Annotated in this window: 19 protein-coding genes and 2 pseudogenes; 4 read left to right on the top strand and 17 right to left on the bottom strand. The window is 47.4% G+C overall.

Going from position 1 to position 24,076, the window contains the following annotated elements:
• Nucleotides 1–191 precede the first annotated feature (191 nt).
• A pseudogene (locus ET33_RS40845) lies at nucleotides 192–326 on the top strand (IS256 family transposase); the annotation flags it as partial.
• A 282-nt stretch (nucleotides 327–608) separates the two neighbouring features.
• Here ET33_RS40845 and ET33_RS38170 read toward each other — a convergent pair.
• From ET33_RS38170 to ET33_RS33600, 7 genes and pseudogenes are all read right to left on the bottom strand, one after another.
• Nucleotides 609–698: pseudogene (locus ET33_RS38170) on the bottom strand (IS3 family transposase); the annotation flags it as partial.
• Between the two features lie 161 nt (nucleotides 699–859).
• Nucleotides 860–1,300 (bottom strand): hypothetical protein, encoded by a 441-nt coding sequence (locus tag ET33_RS33625; protein ID WP_036692847.1) that lies wholly within the window; start codon nucleotides 1,298–1,300, stop codon nucleotides 860–862.
• Nucleotides 1,301–1,525: 225 nt separating this feature from the next.
• Nucleotides 1,526–1,909, bottom strand: a complete 384-nt coding sequence (locus ET33_RS33620) for a hypothetical protein (protein WP_200879272.1) — start codon at nucleotides 1,907–1,909, stop codon at nucleotides 1,526–1,528.
• A 13-nt stretch (nucleotides 1,910–1,922) separates the two neighbouring features.
• Nucleotides 1,923–2,570, bottom strand: coding sequence for a hypothetical protein (locus ET33_RS33615; protein ID WP_152570742.1), 648 nt, complete (start codon nucleotides 2,568–2,570; stop codon nucleotides 1,923–1,925).
• A gap of 110 nt (nucleotides 2,571–2,680) precedes the next feature.
• On the bottom strand, nucleotides 2,681–3,916 hold the full coding sequence (locus tag ET33_RS33610) for an IS110 family RNA-guided transposase (protein ID WP_036692860.1): 1,236 nt from the start codon (nucleotides 3,914–3,916) through the stop codon (nucleotides 2,681–2,683).
• Between the two features lie 223 nt (nucleotides 3,917–4,139).
• Nucleotides 4,140–4,385, bottom strand: coding sequence for a hypothetical protein (locus ET33_RS33605; RefSeq protein ID WP_051775997.1), 246 nt, complete (start codon nucleotides 4,383–4,385; stop codon nucleotides 4,140–4,142).
• Between the two features lie 11 nt (nucleotides 4,386–4,396).
• On the bottom strand, nucleotides 4,397–5,173 hold the full coding sequence (locus ET33_RS33600) for a recombinase family protein (protein ID WP_036692842.1): 777 nt from the start codon (nucleotides 5,171–5,173) through the stop codon (nucleotides 4,397–4,399).
• 174 nt (nucleotides 5,174–5,347) lie between these two features.
• Between ET33_RS33600 and ET33_RS33595 the strand changes: the two genes are divergently transcribed.
• Complete coding sequence (locus ET33_RS33595) at nucleotides 5,348–5,572, top strand: helix-turn-helix domain-containing protein (RefSeq protein ID WP_036692838.1); 225 nt, start codon at nucleotides 5,348–5,350, stop codon at nucleotides 5,570–5,572.
• 322 nt (nucleotides 5,573–5,894) lie between these two features.
• Here ET33_RS33595 and ET33_RS33590 read toward each other — a convergent pair whose 3' ends face one another.
• From ET33_RS33590 to ET33_RS33550, 7 genes are all read right to left on the bottom strand, one after another.
• Entirely contained in the window at nucleotides 5,895–6,536 is a 642-nt protein-coding gene (locus ET33_RS33590) for a hypothetical protein (RefSeq protein WP_152570741.1), read from the bottom strand.
• Between the two features lie 349 nt (nucleotides 6,537–6,885).
• The gene (locus ET33_RS36875; protein WP_051775994.1) at nucleotides 6,886–7,599 is read right to left on the bottom strand and encodes a helix-turn-helix domain-containing protein; all 714 of its coding nucleotides are present in this window, start codon (nucleotides 7,597–7,599) and stop codon (nucleotides 6,886–6,888) included.
• Nucleotides 7,600–8,181: 582 nt separating this feature from the next.
• A complete protein-coding gene (locus ET33_RS33570; RefSeq protein WP_051775991.1) occupies nucleotides 8,182–12,756 on the bottom strand; it encodes an RHS repeat-associated core domain-containing protein in 4,575 nt (1,524 codons plus the stop codon).
• An 869-nt stretch (nucleotides 12,757–13,625) separates the two neighbouring features.
• Nucleotides 13,626–15,806, bottom strand: coding sequence for a molybdopterin oxidoreductase family protein (locus ET33_RS33565; RefSeq protein WP_036692829.1), 2,181 nt, complete (start codon nucleotides 15,804–15,806; stop codon nucleotides 13,626–13,628).
• 24 nt (nucleotides 15,807–15,830) lie between these two features.
• Entirely contained in the window at nucleotides 15,831–16,181 is a 351-nt protein-coding gene (nirD, locus tag ET33_RS33560; protein ID WP_036692826.1) for a nitrite reductase small subunit NirD, read from the bottom strand.
• A 13-nt stretch (nucleotides 16,182–16,194) separates the two neighbouring features.
• Entirely contained in the window at nucleotides 16,195–18,609 is a 2,415-nt protein-coding gene (nirB, locus tag ET33_RS33555; RefSeq protein WP_036692824.1) for a nitrite reductase large subunit NirB, read from the bottom strand.
• Between the two features lie 58 nt (nucleotides 18,610–18,667).
• Nucleotides 18,668–19,918 (bottom strand): nitrate/nitrite transporter, encoded by a 1,251-nt coding sequence (locus ET33_RS33550; protein ID WP_036692821.1) that lies wholly within the window; start codon nucleotides 19,916–19,918, stop codon nucleotides 18,668–18,670.
• Between the two features lie 411 nt (nucleotides 19,919–20,329).
• Between ET33_RS33550 and ET33_RS33545 the strand changes: the two genes are divergently transcribed.
• On the top strand, nucleotides 20,330–20,980 hold the full coding sequence (locus ET33_RS33545) for an ANTAR domain-containing response regulator (RefSeq protein WP_051775988.1): 651 nt from the start codon (nucleotides 20,330–20,332) through the stop codon (nucleotides 20,978–20,980).
• 10 nt (nucleotides 20,981–20,990) lie between these two features.
• Here ET33_RS33545 and ET33_RS33540 read toward each other — a convergent pair whose 3' ends face one another.
• Both ET33_RS33540 and ET33_RS33535 read right to left on the bottom strand, forming a co-directional pair.
• Nucleotides 20,991–21,719: an NAD-dependent protein deacylase gene (locus ET33_RS33540; protein ID WP_036692820.1), complete on the bottom strand. Its 729-nt coding sequence runs from the start codon at nucleotides 21,717–21,719 to the stop codon at nucleotides 20,991–20,993.
• A gap of 24 nt (nucleotides 21,720–21,743) precedes the next feature.
• The gene (locus ET33_RS33535; protein WP_036692816.1) at nucleotides 21,744–22,733 is read right to left on the bottom strand and encodes a Gfo/Idh/MocA family protein; all 990 of its coding nucleotides are present in this window, start codon (nucleotides 22,731–22,733) and stop codon (nucleotides 21,744–21,746) included.
• Nucleotides 22,734–22,896: 163 nt separating this feature from the next.
• Here ET33_RS33535 and ET33_RS33530 point away from each other — a divergent pair, with 163 nt between their 5' ends.
• The gene (locus tag ET33_RS33530) at nucleotides 22,897–23,301 is read left to right on the top strand and encodes a hypothetical protein (RefSeq protein ID WP_036692811.1); all 405 of its coding nucleotides are present in this window, start codon (nucleotides 22,897–22,899) and stop codon (nucleotides 23,299–23,301) included.
• A 174-nt stretch (nucleotides 23,302–23,475) separates the two neighbouring features.
• Here ET33_RS33530 and ET33_RS33525 read toward each other — a convergent pair.
• The coding region (locus ET33_RS33525; protein ID WP_036692850.1) for a GNAT family N-acetyltransferase at nucleotides 23,476–24,076 on the bottom strand (601 nt) is incomplete at its 5' end.

Here is a 24,076-nt window from a genome sequence, read left to right as displayed (position 1 = left end):
GTGGTTTGGTTGGATATTGGAAACTTTCTAAGAACTTGTATCAATATAATGAGAACGGTCTATTACAGGAAATACTTTTGCCAAATGGTTTAAAAGTCAAATATCAATATGATGCAAATGGGAATATCTTGAAGAAGGAAATGCCTTGAAATGTTGAAGGTGATCACTTATATAAGACTTGAAGGACGAAACGATTAAGGAACTTATTTAAGGATACCATCCAGCAGTGGTTTGAAGCGGAGATAGACAATCATTTGGGTAACAGTAAACATAGCTTTAACGGCGACAATATAGGAAATAGCCGTAATGGATACGGTGAAAAGACTCAGGATAAACATATTAACCAAGCGACAATAGTGTTCTGGGCATCAATAAGGCTAGTCATAAGGATATTCGGCGAGAGTGCGATTTTTGGTTAAACGTTTATACGGAACTTAGAAGCTGCGGCATTAAGGATATACTGATTACGGTCTGTCCGGCTTTTCCGAAGTTATTAATACTGCATCTCCTCTAACGCAGATCAATTGTAAGTTAGACTACTACCGATGATGAGATTTATAATGTTAACCACAATGCTGAAGTGACCCCAAAAAGTTAGACATTCTATGTTAGGCAGCCTCTGTGGCATGAGCTCGGTATTGTAATGGGCTCATGCCTTTTAGTTTTGCCTTTATCCGTTTGTGATTGTAATAGTTGATGATTTCACCAGTTCTACTTTGAATCCTTCCGCCGCGCATACATTTTGAATGATTTTATGTGATACATGATACGATACTCCAAAAAAGAAACCCTGAAAGGCATGGAAGCCAATCAAGGTCTTAGGGGGATTAATTCAAAGGAGATTCTTCTGAATTGTTCATCAGTAATATATACCAAAACTTACATGCGTAAGATTAACGTAAGCATTACAAATTTGAGAAGAGTAATAGGGCTGAATATTAGGTATGGTTCTTTTAGTAACAAATAAGCCAAAATCTTTTATATCCTGAATGTCCTGCTCGTATTTTATTACTGCCGAATCAGTGTCATCATTTCCTGCAATAAAATCGATTTGAATTGGTATTGTATTCATAATTTCTTCATAAGCAGAAATTAAATTGTCTATTTCATCGTAAATCTTTTCTTTCGAAAAGACCACATCGAACAAATCAATATCCACCTCACGATATTTTCTGCCATCATAATTGTATTTATAAATTTCAAATTTGTTCTTAAATCGACTTAGAAGAATATTAGTAGCTTTTGAAATATCGCTATCTGACAATTCTTCTGTCGTCATCATTGTTGTTACTAATCTCATTTTATCTAACCACACCTGTCTCTATTAAATATTGAATTGGTCAGGACTCAATTTAAATGCAGTATTAAATGTACTATCCGAATTGATTTTAATAATAAAATAATATTATATCGTTTCAATGGTCTTCCGCCGCGCAAACATTTTGAATGATTTTATGTGATACATGATACGATACTCCTAAAAAGAAACCTTGAAAGGCACGAAGCCAATCAAGGTTTATCCAGATTACTGTTCTTCCAACATCACTTCGCTACATATTACCGTCAACCATGGAATTGAATAATCTGTGGTGAATAATTCCATGTGCTTTTGATTGCCTGTATTAAACTCACTTTCTGTTTTCTCTTTGAACAAAACAATCGTAAAGAGACTTTCCTTATTTATTTCATTATTTGATAAGGGAAGTTCTTTACCGATTTGAAAATCAGCCTTCACACAATTTTTGAAAATGATTTTCAATAATCTAGTATCATCTCGTCCATCTTGAACATCCCAGTAATAATCAACAACGACGACTAAGTCCAATAAATTCTCTTCCCATCTAACTTCTGTAACAATACTATCGGTGAAATCGAAACTTTCCATAATGTCGTTCACATTGTTAGCCAACACCATCGTCCACCTACTTTTCAAAATAGAAGTGAGTCAAATCTCTTAATTCTTGTTTTGAGGCATTGCTTGGGAATACACCACTTTCATCAAGGTAGCCTCCACCTTTGTTTTGAACTCTAAAGTAAGGAGTACCTTCACCTGGCTCTGCATGGATTCTTACCTTCGTTCCACTACTTGGGTCAGTAAGTATTGTAGCAGGGCCACTTTTCTTGCCCCCCTGCTCAATTGTTTTTGTCCAACCAGAATTTTCAAGACTGTTAGCTAAGTCATTTGGCGACGAATTTTTACCAATGTCTTTAAAACCCTTACCTGTCCATTGAACAGAATTACTTGCAGCATTACCCGTCCCCTGAGCCGTCGTGCGCGAGGCGTTCATCTCAGCTTGATCTGCTAGGTATTGGGCAGTCCCTTTATCATTCCCATATTCCTCCAATTGCTTGACCCTGCTGTTTGAGGAACCTGCTTTGTTATCTTTGCTTGATGAACCTGCTCTGTTTGGTGAACTAGTTCTACCTGTTGAACCTTTTGACGGCCCTCCAATACCTAACGATGGTCCCGGCAAATTTCCTCCACCACCGAATCCTGTTTCCTCATGGGCATTACCTGTTGAATCCTTATATCTCAACGGATTATTAATAACATAAGTGTACAGATTCAATGTTAACGGGTCATCTATCTGTCCTTCATACGTATCCTAGTTGATAAAGCGGCTTATCCCAATTAAAAGGGCAACAACTGTTTTCCAATTGCCACCCAACTCTCATTATATCACCCCGCTTGCTTTATGGATACTTCTGGAATTATGTATGCTGCCTTCGTTCTCATCAGATAATGGACCACATTGACCAGTTTACGCATAATGCATACAATGGCTTGCTGCTTCGTCTTTCCTGCTGTCAGCTTCTGCCCATAGTAAGCATGAAAGTAAGGATTACGCGGCTCTTTCTTGTTGCGAGTTACGGCAATTTGGCGGATAGCAAGGTTCTTGATGATGTCGTGAAGCTCCCTGTTCCCCTGCTTGCTCTTGTAGTTCCTGACCTTGTTCCCTGAACCGCAAATAATCGGTGCAATCCCTGCGAATCTTGCCAATTTATCAGGGGTAACGAATCGGTGTATGTCGCCAATCTCGGCCACCAGTTCAGCCGCCGTAACTACGTCAATGCCTGTCATCGTCTCCAATTGGAAGCCTAATTGCTTCATCAGCCCTCCGATTTCTTCTTCAATCTGGGCTAATTCCTGCTGATTAAAACGTATGCTTCGGACAAGGCTTTGTACGATGAAATCACGTTTATCCTGAAAATCTCGATATGTATCTCCATCCGCTTCAATGAGGGACAGAATTTGTGCTGCTTTCTTATGGGATAATCCATTATTGCTATGACTTCTTAGAAATTCGGCTAATGTCTCAGCTTCCATGTCCTTTAAATACCTTGGAGAAGGATACGCCTCCCAGAAGCTCAAGGCCGTTTTACCGTCAATTTCGGAAAAGAATTTTTTATAACTTGGATAATGATAGCCTAATTGCTGATGCAAGTTTTTGATGCAGCCAGATAGGACTTTTACGACTCCTTTTCTTCGTGTGACAAGCTGGCTTATGGCCCAATATAAATCAATCGGTCTGGCATCCGGCAATTGAAGCAATTCATCTTTCAACACTCTTGCTACACATTCGGCATCCCAACTGTCTGACTTCTGTACGGTAATATGGCTCTTACGCCTTGCTGTAGAAAGCTTCGGATTGACTTCTTTCACCCAACATTTATTCTCCGTCAAGTAGACCGCCAACGCTCTGCCAAACCCTCCGACATCTTCCAGTCCATAAACAACAGATAATCCTTTTTTCGTATGCTTCTTCACTTCCTTCTCCAATAAAGGGAAGGCAGACGGCTTATTGTCAAACTTAATTTCGCCTAGTTTCTGATTCCAGCAGTCGATAAAAACCGCCGTGTGATGCTGCTTGTGCAAGTCGATGCCCACATAAATGAATTTGTCTTGTTGTACGATATATTTCCACTCCTTTGTTGTTTTGGTTGAATCCTTACTCATGAGTTAGACCTGCATCCTGACTACAAGTGGACGAGCCACAACGATACGTAAGCATATTTCCAACCCATGAGTAATCACTCAACGAATGGACAACACGGATGAGTAGGCTTGCATCCTTAGTTCGAGCGGACAAACCGCAAAGATACGCCAGCAAAAACCTACTCTCCATCTATGTCCCTGTTTAGTGCTTCAATGGTTGGCATAGTGCCTTTTCTAACCGCAAATGAAGTAATTCCGTTTGCAGTTCAACTGTCATACGATGAAGACTTGAAACGATATCTTCCACCGCAAATTTATGTAATGGCCTTATTTGATCGCTCGCCATGTTTAAGACGGCCATAGTGCAAGCTTCGTACGTTTGAATTTGCTGCATCAGTTCTCGTTCCTCGGCATCCAATCTGTTCATAAGGGTAACTTTCATATTCATGTTGCCTTCCCTCATATGATCGCCTGATGCTTGCCGATAGCTTCCACGTTGGCATACTGGTACATGCCGCTGTAAAAGCTGCGACGATCAAGGATTCGTTTGACCTGTACTTTGGTGAAGGCCTTGCCTTGTTGTGTTTTGAAGTTTTCAAGGTTCAATTGATAAGCAATTTCAGATAATGTCCAGTGAGGGAATAGCTCTTTTAATTCGAATACTCGTTCCACAATGACTGCTTGTTTTTCATCGATGACAAGGACTTTCGAGCCTTTCTTAGCCTTGTAGCCGAATGTAGCACGTCCTCCGGCATAGCCGCCTTCCTTGGCCTTCTTATTGCGTCCCTTGCCTAATTTCATGGCAATCTCTAGCCGTTGATAAGCGTCCAATAATTCCATCAAGCCATTGATTAAGAAGTCGGAAGGGTCTTTCTTGTAGATGCTGTATGTCGGTTGTTCAATGGATTTCACATCAACGTTGTATTTCTTAAATTCACGATGAACCAACACTTTGACGATATCGCTTCTCCATAGGCGGTTCGTGTTCAGGACGACAACATGCTCGATAGAACGAGTAGAGAGGAGGGAAAGCATATTCTGGAATCCTTCTCGGTCTACTTCTAAGGCGTCTTCATCAACCTTTGCTCCGCTGATACCTTCGTCCACGAACACATGAAGCAGGTTCCATCCTTGCTGCTGACAATACGATTCGATTTCTTCCCGTTGATACGACAAGCTGTAACCATCTCTCGCTTGGCCTGCTGTTGAGACTCGAACATAGCCGATGACGTTCATTGAAAGTTCCCTCCGTTACAGAAATTGAGATTATTGTAACAACTAGAAACTACATAATGTATTATCTAATGAATACATTTTATATCATCTAGTCGATACAATCAATACAATCTTTCTTTTCCTGTCTTTTCATCTTATAATTTATGAAAAGATGTTCGGAGAGTAGGTAGTAACATGGCAATCAAGGTTCGGTTAAAAGAAATACTCGAACAAAGAGAAATGTCTCAGCGTAAATTAGCAAGAAAAACAGGACTAACACCAAACACGATTAATCATTACTGTTCTGAAAATATTGACCGTGTACATCTAAGTACATTAGACGCGATATGCAAAGCGCTAGAAATTGACTTGCATGAATTACTTCTATTTGAAGACGACAAAGAATTTAATGAAGAATAATTGTTATCGCATATAAAATAACCTCTCCACGTGACCAAAACAGCTATGCACCATACAACTAAAACGAAGCCTTCAAATAATGTAAACCAGCCCGGACACCATTATAAAATAAAATCGTTATTTCATAGCGTTTTAATCGGGATAATATCAAGTTTTCTTGCGTTATGTATGGATTACTCTTTGTTTCTTTAAATTGCACTCTTTTTATGTATGATGATTATTTATATCGTCAAAGCCTTATTTCTACTGGACTTTTAACCGATTATGTATGAAATTGTTATCGCTATCGCAAACGTAAGAACCGTATGTAAAAGGATCACTTCTAACCTAAATTTGCATAATCAATGGCTAACGGAGCTAGCTTTGTTTGACTTGGGAAAGTGATACTACGAGCTAATCTCCGTCTATTGTCATAAGTCCCTGACTTGTACAATTCCTTCAATTCGGTTTCTGTGAATTGACTTTGCAATAATTTAAATCCTAATACACTTTCAATTTGGCGAATGTCATAATGCTGAGATTTTAACCAACTAAATGGGATTCCTTCTATCGCTTCTGTAAACTGGATCGGCTTTAAAGCTGCTTCCGTCATTTGGATGAAAAATTCTTTCGTTAGTAGCTCAACCGCATGACGTTTTGGAGAAAATTTCTTCATTTCCTTGTAGCTTGGCCGAATCTCCATACGTAGGATTCCTCGGGCTTGGTCAATGATTTCCTTTGGTTCTTTGCTATCGATACATTCTAATTGTTTGTTATAAAATATCGTTTCCCTGCTATCGTTTTTATGCCCAGCCGTTTCCAGATGCCCATAAGAATATGGCTTCATGTACGGAAGTTTCAATTTATGTATTTCTCGTACATAGTCGCTTACTAAATGTCCAACTTGGAAATTCCAACATACGTCCAATCGTTCAGTTCCAGACCAATCCTCCGTTTTCATTTCAATTTGAAATAACTCATACAACGTTCATGTAACCTTTGAAAGAAGAGGGGAATGTCCTTTTCTTGAAGGAGATTTACATTATTACCGTAGAGAAACTTTGGGATGGATACCTGCAAAACGAGGGTTCTGCTATTGTCGTAGTATTTAATAAACGGTATTTGGCTGTCTTTAATTTTGTAAGTTATACCCTTGTCCAGATAAGCAATTTTTTCAGCAGCGACTGATTCAAGATTAGGGTAAACAGGACATGTTTTCATGACGATAGTATCAAACAATAGGCAATTTCTCCTTTTCATGATGAGTTGATGATTTCAATCCCAAAATTTTGGGTAAGATTCGGCATGTTATAAGAACATAGTTCATGAACTGGTCATGATATGTCACCTTCCTCGGCTTTATTTCTTCGTTCCTTCTTGCTAAGCAGATCATGTTTCACACACAAATCATAAATATCGTCGTCAGTCGCATCACTCCCTCTTTGGAATTGACCAGACCCAAACATTGGTACCACCAAATAGTAAACCAAGAATCGAAGCGCAGACATCCTTTTGTCTTGCCGCTGTGTCCATTTCACCTGCTCATCCGCGTCTAAGCTCTCCGGTACGTTCTCATCAAATAGCTCGGATACACGCTCCAGCGTATCCAGTAGTGGGCTTCCTTTATAAAAATCATCCTCATAAAGCTCATCATACAGGGCAGAACGCAAATTAAGAATGACGGTTTCAATTTGTAGGTCCTTGGTGAGCATTCTGCGTGTATCCTCATAAGGATCAACCCAAACCAGATATTCATGTTCAATTCCGTCATCATCCGTAAAGAAATCTGGCACTTTAAAAGAATCCCGCTTCGATAATCTCCTGAAATATTCTAATTGTATTTGTATTTTTTCAACTTCATTCAATTCCTTTGTAAATAATTCTTCTTCGATATGAAATAATTTAGAAAGTGCTTCAAGCTTCGCTTTGGGAATGGGCCTCTTCTTGCTTAACCACGCCATGATAGTGGGTGGAGCAATGTCCAGTTTTTCAGCCAATTTCTTATACGTGCCGTTGTATACTTTTACTATGTATTGAAGTCCTATCATTTCATTTGCCCCCACAAGACTAATCGATTAGCCAACCTGTGATATTAAGATATCATACGGCTAATCAATTAGTCAATAGTTTGATGAAATAATTTCCCACTCTCTGCCGCGCAAACTTTTTGAGTGTTTTTTCGTACTAAAAAATATGATAGAACCAAAGAAAAAACCTTGAAAGGCACGAAGCCAATCAAGGTTAGGTAGAAATAATGAACGCTGTAGTAAAAATAAATCAACAACTTTCGAAGCAAAATTTACAATAAAATCCTTTCTTATTAGAATTAAAAGTAATCATTTCATATTCGATTGATTTATCAGTACCCTTTCTAATATAAACCGTGCCCGCTGAATACTCTGTGAATTCTACAAACGTATGAAATACTTTCTTTACTTCTCCTAGACTATAATTTCTGAGCCTCACCATAATACAATACATATCATCTTTAGTACTGATGGAGAAATCACAAACATTGTCGATTCCTTTAAGACAGTCCCTGAATTCAATCTTCAACCCCACATCTGATTGGTACTGTATGTTACTTATCATGTCACTAAATTCTAATTTATCCATATTTACATCCTTTCTTATTTTTTCGGAATATAGTTCCCTCCATTTGTTGACAGAGGATGAGAATAGACTGTCACCACTTTGTCGCCCCATTCATTAGTAATAACAGTATTACCTCTCTTATCTTGATATCTCCAAGTAATTGAGCCATCCTCGGGGTCTTTCTCTTTTACCCTGGCATTCTTGTTATTATTTATAATGTTGTCAACTTGTTCTGAGCTAAACCCACGTTCATTGGCGCGTTCTGCACCATGGACCGTAAACTCTCGTCCACCCTTTGTTTTATCGCCTGCCTTGATACCCTCAGAATAATATATACTTGCTCCTTCTTGGATAATGGGTTGTTGGTTCACTACTGGATACTCTGGCCCAATAAATGGTTGCTGTGTAACTGTTGGTGCTGGAGGTCCAATAAACGGTTGTTCATAGACTGTTGGCTCCGAAGGTGTCATAAACGGCTGATCAATTACATAAGTTGGTGGGATTGGCGGACTCCCGGGAAACGGTTTTACTGTAGCTCCTGCTCCTGCACCTTGCAAAGCTTGTTCAGTCATCCATAACCGTAAAGCATTGTGGCCTGTCGGATCAGCATACGTCAACGGATTATTCTTCACATACGTATAAAGATTCAAACTCAGCGGATTGGCAATATCCCCTTCATACGTATCCTGACTCATAAACCGGCCTACACTTGGATCATACCATCTAGCCCGCAAATATTGAAGGTGCGCACTGTCGTCCCAGAATTCACCGCTATAACGGAACGGCTGCGGTACTTGCTCTGATACAGTCAACGGATTTCCCCATATATCATACGTATACTGGTTCAGGATATTTCCACTACCATCAGCTAACCCTACAACATCTCCGTGACCGTTATGAAGATAATACGTCTTAGTGCCGCTTGCATCTGCACGTGCTGCCAATCCGTTTCCACGAATGTACCGAGCTTTTAGCGTGGCTGGACCATTCGTTACCGTCCCTTCGGCGATCATATTCGCTCCGTCATAGTAATAACGAATCGTCTGCCCGTTCTCCGCCCGCTCATACAACAGTCCATCCCCGTTATAACGGTACGTTACGTTCTTCCCGTCATCGGTCGTCACTTGAACGAGCCGGTTCCGTTCGTCGTACCGGTAGCTTGCTCCGCCCAGGTTCGGGCCGTTGCTGCTCTGCATCGTTTGACGGTTGCCGCGGGAATCGTACGTGTACTGTTCGCCAAACTGGCTCGACGTTCCGATCCGGTTTAGCGGGTCATAGCTGAATTCATGCCGTGTCCCGTTCTCCGTCTTACTCGTCTGATTACGGTTGTTGTCATACCCGTAGGCAAAGGTATTGAGCGCTGCTCCCTGCTTCTTCTGGGACAGTCCAGTCAGATTTAATCCTTCATACTCATAAGATCCGGTCACTCCATTGCGCTGCACGATTGCTGCCAATAAATCATTACGCTTATACTCGTATTTCGCATCCCAGTCGTTGACATTTGGACCTACGCCTGTCAGCCGGTTACGGTTATCATATCCATAAGCCGTAACATAACCGAACGGGTCGGTCATCGTCTCTCGATTTCCTTGTCTATCGTACAAGTATTGGATCGTCCTCCCGTCCGGATACGTGAGAATGTCCAATTGTCCAAGCTCGTTATAGTGATAGTTCGTGGTACCTGTGTTGTCTTGCATCAACTTACGTTTTCCAGTTGCATCGTAGTCATACTTTATCGTTTCGTTTCCTAAAGCACTGCTGCGCAGCTTATTGCGGTTATCGTACTCGTTCGTTGTCACTTGACCTTTACGGTCTACATACGTCCGTAAGTTATTATTTTCATCGTAATAAAACTTTTCTACCGCCTGATCGGGTGCGATCGTCTGAATCGTACGACCCAGCTCGTCGTATTTCTTGGACCTTTCCGTTTTGTCCGGGAACACAATTTTGAACCAATTCAAACGATCTTTCGAAATATATTCATACTTCGTAAACTCGTTCTTCGCATTGGTGACTCCCGTCAAGCGCCCCAGGGCATCATAATCGAACTTCATCCGGTTGTTATTGCCATCCGTACTTTCACGTACTTTACCGGCAGCGTCATAAATAAACGTGCCCAGGGTTTGGACCACGGGCTGCCCGTTAACTTGTTTTGTTTCCTCTTTTTTAATCGTTCGGTCTAAAGGATCTAATGTCTCCGTAATCTTGTAACCTTCAGCATCGGTCGATACCTTCATACGCTGAATATCGTTGTATTCCACCGTGGCCACCGAGCTGTCTGGATACGTGATTTTGTTCTGGCGACTCCATTGATCGTAGCCGAACCAGGTCTGATTTCCTCGGGCATCTTCGCTCCATTCCAAACGACCGTATGAATCGTAGCCGAATTTGCTTCTAATGTCCTGCTCGCTCACACCTGTTGCGATCTTCCAGCCGATCGGGTTCCATCGCGTGTACGTTTTTACGCCTGCCTCATCTGTGACCAAGATCGAATTTTTCGCATCATCATATTGCAGGGTAACGACAGTGGTATCCGGATTAGTTGCTTTCGTTACCCGGCCCAGCTTGTCATAGTCATAGTTTGTCGCATAGCCTTTGCCGTCGATGATTTTCATTACTTTTCCGAGCGTCGGATTATACTCATATTGTTGTGTAATCTTTGTAGTCGCTCCATCGACGTTGGTCACATCCGTTGTCGTTTTGGTCGGAAACCGACTATGGTATTGGGGGCCGTATTCCACGAGCGATTCGTTCTCTTTGGCATCATCGGTTTTTGTTATGATTTTGCGCGGGTTGCCGTAAGCATCGATGTCTTCGTAGCGCGTCTCCGACAGCAGCTTCCCGTTCAGGTCGTTTTCAAATACCTTTTCCTTAGTTACTTTGTTCTTCTCATTGCGCTCAAGCAGCGCATACCGCTTCTGATTGTTATAGATCGGCTGCGTTATGCTGCTAAGCAAGTGCGTGTTCGGGTCGTAATCGTAGTTCGTTGTAACTCCCATAGGATCTTTCGACCATAGTACGTTGCCATAGAGGTCAAATTCCCGGGACGTGTTTGTTGTATGCGATTGCCCCTGAGCCGTATAGGTGGCAGTCACTTTGTCGGGATATGGAAGATGACGTGCCTCGTTATATTGTTGATCCGTTGAGATCGTATACGTGACGCCGTTTCGTATGGATGTCTTGGTGATGTTCGTTTGGTAAATGAAAGGCGGCGTTTCAGGTGGTTGAGTCATTCTATCTAAATTATCCCTCTTGTTTGTATACTTCGTTTGTGCTAACCCATCATCGTGGTAAACATAAAAACTAAAATCTTCCTCACAAGCATTGCCTACATCTCCTTCATATCTGAAACTTTCTTGTTTGAATTTCTTTATGGAACCGTCTTCCTGCTTAACTTCTATAGATTTTCCCCTTATTCGGTAGTTTTGTTCGTTTCCCCACCTCGGGAACTGGCATCTCAGAATCGGTTCATCCTCATAAGTATACACGCTACTTGCCCCGGTAGGATGGTCAACCTTCGTTAGGAGTAAAGGACGAGTATTCATATTATGACCATAATTAGTTGGCTTCTCCGTGTAATTGTAGGTTGTCGTCCGGCCTTCGGCATCAATAACGCTCGATAAGCGTTTTACCTCTCTTCCATTTATCGGTTCTATATAGGTAAATAATTTATACTCTACCTTTTGATTCCCTTTCGTTAAGGTTATACCGGACGAGTGATAATCAATATTAATCGTTTCGTCCCCTTCTGTCGAAATACTTTTCAGTACCTTTTCTCCCCAGTCACCTACAAAGTCATAAGTGAAATCGATTTTATTGTTATATTTATCAACGATTTGAACCAACCAACCGTCACGTATATCAAAGTAATACGACAATCCCTCAAGATTCATTATCCCCCCGCCGTGCTTTCTGATTACATCATTCCAAGGATAGCCTACTCCTCGGTAAACGTGACGATTATCATAATGTTCTTCTAAGGCAAATGATTCTAAAGGGTACGTGCCTCTTCCTAAGCGATGGCCTAAAGTTAAATTACCATTACTGAACCGAGGAAGATCCCAACTCCATCCTACGCCAATAGGGGCTACTCGCCGACCTATGGTATCACTATGCTCTCCCCCAATTACGTACATCGTGGATTCAGCGGCGCTGTATTGTCTAGTTAAGGAAAATGATAATCCATTTTTCCCTGTAATCGTCATATCCGTCATTCGTATTGAGAGGTCGCCGGATACGGTAGAAACGGAGTCGTATTCTGAGTGAATCTGATAAGGAGCGTCGTTTGGCTTAAGATTCACCGGTTCAACGATTTGCCCCGCTGCCAACGACCTTTTGGCTCGATAAACGGAATTGTACACCGAACCATATACGGAATCTGTAATACTAGCTATAGAATTGATGGCGCCGATGGCTGAACCAATCTTATCGGTTAAAGAACTTTGGACTCCATTTAATGATGAAGCATACGTCAGTGAACTGACCTTAGAACTATCGGTCTTAAAACTTGTAAGAAGTACGTCCAAGAAATCTTTCTCTGCGGCCAACGTAGGCGTGATTAGAGAAAAGAAAAGGATCAGACTTAGTACTGATGAGATAATTCTTTTCATATGAACCTCCAAATTAATATAAGTTGAGTCATTTTATGTGTATCTACCTTATTAGTTAAATTTTCGAAGAGAAGCGGAGTCCCAATAAATGGTACCCGAACCGTTATTGCCTGTACTTATGATAACACCGTATTGCGCTCCCGCTACCACTAACACTCAACGTGGTATAGTCACCCGTCTTCTGTGTTAGTGTTTGAGAGGCCATCGTATATAGATAGGTTCCGTTGGCATCAAAACAATCTACTGTCATGAGTACTTTTGCATTAGATATGTTTTCTACCAAAGCCCGTACCGATGCGCTGATTTGCCGATTCGGTTCCAATGCAACCTTCTGAGCTAACACAAATAAATTTCCTTGCGGAAGGGAAGATGCACTCATCTTTTGCGCTCATATCCCCGAATCTACAGGCCATTGCACAACCTCCGATGATGTAGGCAGGTCGGCGCCGTTTTTCCATGCTCCCCAACTATCGGCAACGTTATTAGTCCCCAAATTATATCGAAGCTCGGATTCATTAGGAGGTTTTTTGTTTTATTTTTCCTGATAAGATTACCATTCTCATCGTATCGATATTGAATGGTACCCACCGAATTAACCACTTGTATTAACCGACCTTTAGTGTCGTATTGAAATTTTGATTGTCCTTTTGCACCCACTGTTTATGAAACACTCTTTTTCCCATGAATGCCCCCGTAAACTAGTAATAATTTCCCTGCTAAATTATACCTTTGACAGATGATGTATGTATATAGCGACTTTTGTAAAAAAGAACAACCCCCGCCACCATCTCAAAAGACGGTGCGAAAGTTGCCCTCTTCTCTTATACACCGGCAAACGAGCAAGCACGATAACTCCCCCCTGCCACACACTACGGCTCACACTCCACCTTCACGGCGCACAGCTTAAATTCCGGCATCCTGCTGATCGGATCCAGGGCGTCGTTGGTCAGCCGGTTGACCGACAGCTGCTCCCCCCAATGAAAAGGCACGAACACGGTGTGCGGCTGGATGCCTTCCGTCACCTTCGCTTGGAACACAAGCGAGCCTCGGCGGCTCGTGATCCGGATGCGTTCCTCCAGACGCAAGCCGATCTTCTGCGCCAGCCAAGGGTGAATTTCCGCCACGGGCACCGGCGCTTTTTTGTTCAGTCCCTCGGTGCGCCTCGTTTGCGCGCCGCTTAAGTAATGGCTGGCTACGCGCCCGGTTGTCAGCACATACGGATAGTCCAGGTCGACCGGTTCCGCGGGTAGTTTAGGCGTGATGCCGAATAGCCTGGCTTTCCCGTCGGGATGATGGAACCGTTCCTGAAACAAATAAGGCGTTCCCGGATGCTCAGGACCCGGACAAGGCCAAAATATCCCCTTCTCCCGCTTTAACCGTTCATACGTGATTCCGCTGTAATCCGCCTTCCCCCCGGCTGTCGCCATAGCCAGTTCGTTAAAGACTTCCTCAATGCCGTTATAACGAAAAAAAGCCCCGCTCCCCAGCTCTTCCGCCAAGCCGCATATAATGTCGTGGTCCAGCTTGCTGTTCCCCGGTAGCTCGAGTACTTTTCCCCGGTGAAACACTCTTCCCTCCAAATTAGTTAAGGTCCCTTCTCCTTCCAGAAACGAAGACCCCGGCAGCAGCCAATGGGCGTAACGGGCGGTTTCGGTCTCGAACAAGTCGATGACGACGAGCTGCTCCAGCTTCTGCAACGCCCGTTCGACCATCGAATTGTTGGGACTCGATACGACCGGGTTGGAGCCGAGCACGATCATCGCCTTGATTTCGCCTTCGTCGATTTTTTGCAGCATTTCGTAGGCGGAGACGCCCTTGCCCGGCAGCTCGGCCGGATCGATTCCCCATACCTTCGCCACATGCTCGCGGGCGGCCGAGTCCTCGATCAGGCGGTAGCCGGGAAGCTGATCCGCCTTTTGTCCGTGCTCCCGGCCGCCCTGTCCGTTCGCTTGGCCGGTCACCGCGCCGTAGCCGCAGCCGGGCCGGCCGATTTTCCCGGTGATCAAGGCGAGATTGATGTAATTTAACGTATTCTCCACGCCGTTAACCTGCTGTTCTAACCCACGCGCCGTAAGCACAATCCCCGTTTCCGCCTTGGCAAATCCATGGGCAATGGTGCGAACGACGCCTTCGAGAACGCCGGTTAACCGCTCGACATGATCCGGCGTATACGGCTCGACGGCCTCGACCAGCTGTTCGAAGCCATGCGTCCGCTCGCGGACAAACGATTCCGCGTACAGCTTTTCCGCCACGATCACATGAAGCAAGCCGTTGACGAACACGGAGTCGAAGCCCGGCTGCAGCTGCACGTGAATGTCCGCTGCCTTGGAGGTCATCGTATTGCGCGGATCGACGGTGACAATCGTGGCGCCGTTCTTTTTCGCCGCCAACAAGTAAGGCATCATGGTCGGTTGGCATTCCGCAATATTCGTGCCGGCGAGAATAATATATCGCGCGTGCGAAATTTCATGAAGCGGCATCGTCATGCCCCGGTCGAGACCGAATGCCTGGTTGGCGGCAGCTGCCGCCGAGGACATGCAATACCGCCCATTATAATCGATGTACTTGGTTTTTAACGCAACCCGTGCAAACTTGCCGAGCAAGTAACCGACCTCGTTAGTCAGAGAGCCCCCGCCGTAGACGGCAACCGCGTCACTGCCGTATTCCGCTTGAATACGTCGGATTTGTCCGGCAATCTCCTTCAAGGCAACATCCCAAGATTCCGGTCGAAGCCCGCCTGCCGCAGAGCCCCGCGAAGCGACAGATTCGAAACGGTCCGCCCTTCTCAAGGGCTCGGTAATCCGTTCCGGATGAAGGACATGCTCCAAGGCATGGAGCCCTTTCTGGCATAGCCGGCCCGCAGCCACCGGAAAATCCGGGCTCGGCTTAATAACCAAGCCCGGATGATCATCGCTGGAGGTCAGCACCATCTGGCATTGCATACTGCAAAAGCAGCAGTGCGATAACCGGCTTTCCGCCGTGCTTGTTTTTGCCGCTTTTTCCCTGCCCGCTGCTGCCTTCGCGCTTAACGCAACCGACGTGTCCGCCATCGTCGCACCTCCGTGAACATCACATCAGCCGACCTTTTCCGCCGACGTTGGAAAACCGATATAGACGGCCCCATCCTGTATTTTGGTCGCATAGGTGCGAACACATCCCGTATCCGGTGTCTGAACGAGTCCGGAGGAAAGGTTGATCCTGCGATCGTGCATCGGGCAGAAGACATGCTCGCCGCATACGATCCCTTCCGCCAGTACCCCGTCCTTGTGTGGACAACGGTTTCGGATCGCTTTGACGCTGCCGCTGCCGAGCCGGAACAATGCCACTTCATCATCCTGATAACGGATTGTCTTCCCGGTATTGACCGGCAGCTCCTCGTACAAGGCCGCCCAAACCCAAACGAGGCTATCCTGTGCTAAGCTCATATGTTTCTCCTCCTTACAGCTCAACGACTTCGTAGAGGTCTTTTTGAATTTTTCCGCTCTCGATCGCTTCTTTCCAAGGGTCCTTCGTGACCGACAGGGTAATGTCCATTCGCTCGCAGAGCGCCTTGCGCTCATCCGCCTGCTCGACGACCTTGCGGATGCTTTCAATGCCGACCCGCTTGACCCATTCGCTGGTCCGTTCGCCGTAGTCGGCGTTCTCGCGGTAATATTGCAGGTACGCCTCCGCATACTCCACGACTTCGTCTTCCGTCTTCACCGTGGTCAAAAGATCGCCGGCCCGCACCCTCACGCCGCCGTTGCCGCCCGCATACAGCTCCCAGCCTCCGTCGATGGCCACGACGCCCAGGTCCTTGATGACGGATTCCGCGCAGTTTCGCGGGCACCCGGACACGGCCATTTTGATCTTGGCCGGCGTGTTAAGCCGCTCGAAGTGCTTCTCCAGCCGGATGCCCATACCCATCGAATCGGCGGTGCCGAACCGGCAGTAATCCGCGCCGACGCATGTTTTGACGGTACGGAGCGCCTTGCCGTAGGCATACCCGGACGGCATAGCCAGCTCCTCCCACATACGGGTCAAATCCTCCTTCTTCACGCCCAGCAGATCGATCCGCTGTCCGCCGGTCAGCTTCACCGTCGGGACGTTGAACTTCTCCGCCACCTCGGCGATCCGCTTCAGCTCGGCCGGACTCGTCACGCCGCCGTACATCCGGGGGATGACGGAATACGTACCGTCCTTCTGGATATTGGCGTGCATCCGCTCGTTCACAAACCGGGAGGTACGATCATCCTGATACGTCTCCGGATAAATCATGCCCAAGTAATAATTCAGCGCGGGGCGGCACTTCGAGCAGCCGTCCTCCGTCTTCCAGCCGAGCACGCTCATCACCTCGCGGACGTGGCTTAGCCCCTTCCCGCGAATGGCGGCCACAATCTCATCCCGGGAATGCTCCGTGCAGCCGCACATCGTTTCTTTGACGGCCGTGCGGTCGTAAGAATCGCCCAAAGTATAAGCCAGCAGATCACCGACTAGCAGCTTGCAGCCCCCACAGGAACGGGAAGCGCCGGTACAGTCCTTCACTTCCTCAACCGACGTCAGCCCCTGCTCCCGGATGGCTGAGCAGATCGCGCCTTTGCTCACGCCGTTACAGCCGCAGGCGATCGTATCGTCGCTCATCGCGGCGACAGCGGAGCCGCCTCCTTCACCGGCGGAATCCCGAAGGATCGCAGCCTTCTCCATGCCGCTGATGTCAGAGCCGTCACGGATCATCTGCATCAGCCGCGTACCGTCCGACGTATCCCCGAACAGCACCGCGCCGATGATTTTATTGTCCCGGATCACGACCTTTTTGTAGACGCCCGAATATTCGTCGTGCACGCGGATCGTCTTGCAGTCTTCGCTCTCCAGAAATTGACCGCCTGAAAATACGTCCACGCCAGACACCTTAAGCTTCGTGTAAACGATCGAGCCTTCGTACGGAGCCGTCTCCGCCTCCGCCAAATGCTTCGCAAGAACCGCTCCCTGTTCATAAAGCGGAGCGACGAGGCCATATACGACCCCGCGGTGCATCGCGCATTCTCCAACCGCATAAATGTCCGGCATGCTCGTTTGCATGTAATCGTTCACGACGATGCCGGGATTGACTTCGAGCCCGATCGACTTGGCCAGCTCGACATTCGGACGAATCCCGACGGCCATGACGACAAGATCCGCATCCGCCACGTTGCCGTCCTTGAACTTGAGTCCGGCGACCCGCTGGCCTCCGACGATTTCGGCAGACTGCTTTTCCAGCAAAAAGTTCATGCCCTGCGCTTCCAGCGCCTCCTGCAGCAGCTTGGAGGCCGTACGGTCCAACTGGCGCTCCATCAGCGTATCTACGAGATGGACGACATCCACCTTCATCCCGAGGTTCAGAAACCCTCTCGCCGCTTCCAGCCCGAGCAGCCCGCCGCCGATAACGATGGCTTTTTTGTAGTTTCGGGCCGCATCGATCATCATTTCGCAATCGCGGATCGTGCGGTAAGCCATCACGCCTTCCTTATCCGCGCCCGGCAGCGGAAGCATGAACGGATTCGAGCCGGTGGCCAGAATCAGCTTGTCGTAAGTAACCGTAACTCCTTGGTCGCTCGTTACCGTCCGCGCCTGCGTATCGATGGCCGTCACGGTCTGCCCGGTATACAAAGTGATCCCGTTCGCTTTGTACCAATCCCAAGGATGAATGACGATATCCTCTACGCTGGAATCGCCCGCGAGCACGTAGGACAGCAGAATCCGGTTATAGTTCGGGTAAGGCTCGCTGCCAAAAATCGTAATGTCATATTTGCCGGGGGCCAGCTTAAGCAAGTGCTCGATCACATTGACGCCGGCCATTCCGTTACCGACGAGTACAAGCTTTTGTTTGTTCGACATGGAGCAATCATCCTTTCATCAAGAGAATGAATACAACCTACGCCTTTTATAAACGACTTCACCGTACAGGGACTTCGGCTCCTATCCCTTCCCTGTGGGGCGCGCTCACTTTGCCGCCTTCTCCAAGCCAGGTGCGCTTCCATTGGCCTTGGACGACCGCCACCAATACCCCGCACGAAAGCGCGATGATGCTGAGGATCAAAAATCCGGATGTAAAAGAGCCGGTAGCGAGCTTCAAATCGCCGAGAATTTTGGGTAGAAAAAATCCTCCAAGCCCTCCGGCTGCGCCGACTATTCCGGTGATGATCCCAATCTCCTCACGAAAACGTTGAGGAACGAGCTGGAACACCGACCCATTGCCCATGCCCAGGCTCATCATGGCTGCGAACAACAGGGCCGTCGTTACCGCAAGCGGGGGCAGAACGGAAATGCCCGCCAGCAGCAGGGCAACGATTCCGTATAAGCTTCTCAGCATGTGGACTCCGCCGATTTTATCGGCCAGCCAGCCGCCGACCGGACGGAAGAAGCTCCCGCCAATGACGCATAAGGCGGTAAAATCGGCAGCTTTCACCGGAGACAGCCCGTACTGCGTGTTGAAAAAGATCGTCAGATAGGTGGACAAGCCGACGAAGCCACCAAAGGTCACACCGTACAATAGGCAAAATAACCAAGAATCCCTTTGCTTCAGCACCTTCCCGTAGTCGGCCAGCTTTTTGGGCGCGGGCTGATTCGGGCTGTCTTTGGCCAGGATCGAAAAAACGATTAGCGTCAAAACGATCGGAATTATCGCGATTCCGAACACCACGTGCCAGCCCCCAAAGTACTGGGCGATTCGGTTCTCGAACAGCGTAGCGAAGATCGTGCCGCTGTTGCCTGCGCCGGCGATGCCCATCGCGAGCCCCTGATACTGCGGCGGGTACCACCTGCTGGCCAGCGGCAAGGCGGCGGCGAAGCTGGCTCCGGCAATGCCCAGCAGCAGCGCGATCGCATACATCTCGCCGATCGTGTCGGTAAACCGCCAGCCCCATAATAACGGGACGAGCGTGATCCCCAGTCCGATCTGGCCGGTCAGCTTCGGTCCGATTTTATCCGTCAAATAGCCGAGCACCAGCCGCAGGACGGACCCGCCCAGAATCGGCAAGGCCACCAGATTTGCTTTTTCCGCGGCATTCAGCCCGAATTCCCCGGCAATAATGACGGCGAGCGGTCCGAGCAAGACCCAGACCATAAAGCTCATATCGAAATACAAAAACGAACTGAACAACGATCCTTTGTGCCCGCTCTGCCAAAAACCTTTGTGTTCGCGCATGTGAATCCTCTCCTTTTCCCTTGTTCCGTATCTCTCTCTTCAAGCTTTGCGACAAAGACGACGAACCGGACGCACGAAGACGGAACCGCTCGTTGGCCTCGTTGCCATGCAGCGCGTCATCGCAGCCGAAACACAAAAAGCCTACCCCTGTACATCGTACAGGGGTAGGCTTCGTTGCCAGAAGGATTGACACTCCGTTGTGTCAAGAAAAACCGATAAAGCTTTATGGGGCTATTATAATTCGCTCCGTTTCAACTGTCAATAAACATAACATTCATATCGTGAAACAGCTATGAAAATAACGATATCGACAAATCCGAACGCCATATGGTATATTTTGTTATATTGAATAACATACACCGTCACGATTCTAATGTTAATCGGCATAAAAACCTTGATGGGGGTATTTTTATGTTGCGATCTTTTTTACTCATCGACGGCTTTGAACCGGAACCCTCTTGCACTCCATCGTCCGTTAAACCCGGCCAACCCTCCGGTCCTTCCGGCTTAGAAGCGTCGACCGCAACGATATTGCAAAATCTCGGCTTTCGCGTAGAGACGGCTACTTCCTTTCACGAAGTTCAGTTTCTAGCAGGCAAAGCGGATGCCGCGCTCTTATCCGTCGTCCCCCAACAAGTCGAGTCGTGGCGTCAAAAAATTGCCGCCGTACGCAGTCTTCCTCTGCTGTGGTGGTGTGACCGCCGAACGTTTCCCAGCTACGAATACAAGCTGCCTCCCGGCATCGACGGCATGCTTGGTCCCGGGATGAGCGCCATGGAAATTCACTGCGCGCTGCTGCTTGGCCTCAATCATTATTGTCAGTGGACCGAATGGCAGCAGGAACGCGAGCAGCTTCTGTCCCGGCTGGAAGAACGGAAGTGGATCGATCAGGCGAAGCGGATTTTGTCCGAGATCAAATGCATTTCGGAGGCGGAAGCCTATGAATTCCTGCGCAAGCAAGCCATGAATGAGCGCAAGCGGATGTCGGACGTAGCCGCCTCGATCGTCAAGGTGTACCAATTGCTGCAGCAGGACGGAAATCAAGGAAGCCGCAAGCGATGACCACTTTCCTTTAAGACACCAAAGCCTTCAGCACTTTCCCGATCGAATCGCGGATGACGTGAGTCGCCCGGCTGTCATATGGCGTAGAAGACTGGTTGATCAGAATCAGCTTGTCGCCGCCATATTCTCCTACCAGCGCGGCAGCCGGGTTGACGGTCAGCGATGTGCCGCCGACGATCAATACGTCCGCTTCCGCAATATGCTTTCTGGCCTTCGATAGGATGTCCCAATCGAGGCTCTCCTCGTACAGCACCACGTCGGGCTTTACAATCCCTCCGCAGGCATCGCAGCGGGGAACCATAATCTCGTCGCTCGTCACGTGATCGAGGTCAAAAAACTTGCCGCAGCCCATGCAGTAATTCCGGTGCACCGACCCGTGAAGCTCCAGCACATGCTCGCTCCCCGCCATCTGATGCAGCCCGTCGATGTTCTGGGTGACGACGGCCCGAAGCTTCCCCGTTTGCTCCAGCTGCGCCAACACCTCGTGAGCCGCGTTCGGTTTGGCTTCCCTGTGGACCATGCACGCGCGGTAAAAGTCGAAAAACTCCGCCGTACGCTCCATAAAAAAACTGCGGCTCAGCATGACCTCCGGCGGAAAAGCATGCCGGGCCCCCGTCTGATACAGCCCCGTTGCTGAACGAAAATCGGGAATCTGGCTCTCCGTCGATGTTCCCGCTCCCCCGAAAAAGACAATGTTGCGGCTGTCCGCAATCCATGATTTGATCTCTTCAACCGCCATCCCATATCCTCCTTGAATCCTGATTCACACCGCTCCATCCGCCGGAAAGCGGAGCCCGATCTGCTTGCGTGCCTCGTCCATAATCGAGATCGCAGCGAGCGAATTGGCGTGCGAATTCGTTGCAGACTCCAGCCTTCCGGCTTGCAAAACATCAATAAACTCCTGGACTTCGTAATACATCGACTTGTCGCTCTGCGGACGGGTCAACACCTCGACCGAACCGTCGCGGTAACGGATTTCCACCTGCTCCGGCTGATTGATTTTGTCGATGACGAGAGTACCGTGCTCGCCTTGAATTTCCGTCAACGCGTACGAATTGACAATCTTGGAATGCGTCAGCACCGCTTCCATCTGGCCGTAGCTTAGCAGCAGGCTTCCCTGACCGTCCACGCCGGAGTCGAGCAGCAGACCGTTCGCCTGAACGCGGTCCGGCTGACCGAACAGCACGACCATCGGATAAATGCAGTACACGCCCAGATCCATCAGCGACCCGTTGGACAAGGCGGGATTAAACGCATTCAGCACCGTCCCCTGCTTATAGGCGTCGTAACGGGAAGAGTATTGACCGTAGCTTGCCGCATAGCGGCGGACCGGACCGATTTTGGGCAAATGCTCCTGAACTGCGCGGAAATTCGGCATCAGCGTCGATTTTAACGCCTCCATCAGCAGTACCCGGTTCGCCTTCGCCGCGGCGATCATCTCCATCACCTCTGCCCGGTTGGAAGCCAGCGGCTTCTCGCAGAGCACGTGCTTCCCGTGATTCATCAGCAGCACGGCCTGATTCGCGTGGAAAGCATTCGGACTGGCGATATAGACGGCATCGAACGCATCGCTCCGTGCCATCGTCTCCAGATCCGTGAACTTGTGCGGGATGTCGAATTTGGCCGCGAAAGCCTCGACCTTCTCCTCCGTCCGCGAATAAACCGCCGTTAAGGCGAACGCCTCGCACTCCCGCGCCGCGCGAATAAACTCTTCCGTAATCCAGTTCGTTCCGATGACTGCAAATCGTATCATGTGTCATTTCCCCTCGTTGTGTAATCTGTCGTCATGCCTATCCTTCTATTGTATAGGAGGATAGCGTGAGAGGCCAACTTATTTTTCCAAATAAACGGATTAAAGGGATAAATGAACAATGTTAGGGCAAAATATCCATAAAATCTTAAATTAAGGAGTCGCTATGATCAGCAATCGCGAACTGAAGGGACAAATCGAAGAATTGACCGAGCAGAACCAGTTTCTAAGCGACGAGCTGCAGCAGATCAAATGCTTGCTTGAAAGCCAGTCCAACAACCAAGACCAAGGCTCGAATCAAGGCAAGAGCAACCAAGGAGAAGGGAAAAATAACAACGGCTCCGATGCGTTGTTCGAGATGGCCAACGATTTCATCAAGCTCAAAAAGCTGACGAGCGACCTGCAGACCAAGATGCAGGAATATGCTTCCAAACAAACCCGTGGCGGCTCGAAGTTAACGGACGAGGATGTTATCAATCTGATCATCAATATGATGAACGGGATGATCGATTGGACCATCGACTTCGTGTCCAAGCAGAACCAATCGCAAGGACAAGGGCAGATGCAGTAAGCAAAAAATGCAAAAGGGCCTCTCCCAGCCGAGAGTGCCCTTTATTCGCGCCCTGTTGTTACACCGGGTTCGTTTTTAAATGTCTACGAACACAAATCCGAGATAGCTCATGCCGTATCGCTTCCTTTACCGCGACCGCATGAACTCCCGTAGGGCCGGTTATAGAAAAAATATTTAAAAATAATCCGAAAAATAAGGCGTCTTTTGTTCGATCGCGTCTTCCAACATATCCAATGTTTCTTCACTACATACGATCCGGCCAATTTTGTATAAATAATCTGGTCTTTTATATCCCAGCAACATAGTTGTCATCGTCTGAATGTCGATTTTGTCTTCGGTCCGTCCCGTATAGCGTAAGACGGTTCCTTTGCCTTGCTCATCGATCTTTAGCATGAATGTCCCTTGATTCCAAGAAAGGAGCGGATCATTCAACGTAAATGTCCATTCCCGTTTATGCGTATCGGCCTTAAAAGGATACTGTGCCACAAACTGTTCAATATCGACAATACGGGCCATGTAATAAGGAGAAATCGTTTCATGTATATCTGCATCTTCCAGCAAGAAGGCAAGCGGTTCATCTGTATGGATATTACCCACGACTTTTGTGATCATGGAAAAATGAGCACTGATAAAATTCCAAAGTCCGATTCGAGCTTCCTCATTTATAAAAATCATATCTTTGATATGAAAAACTTCATCCTCAAGCCAGTATAAGACATACCCATCAGGTTCATTGTTTTCATTGTATTGAACACTCCCACCACCTGCGCTAATG

The organism is Paenibacillus tyrphae, assembly GCF_000722545.1.
GTDB lineage: Bacteria > Bacillota > Bacilli > Paenibacillales > NBRC-103111 > Paenibacillus_G > Paenibacillus_G tyrfis.
This window is presented reverse-complemented; position numbering and strand designations above follow the sequence as displayed.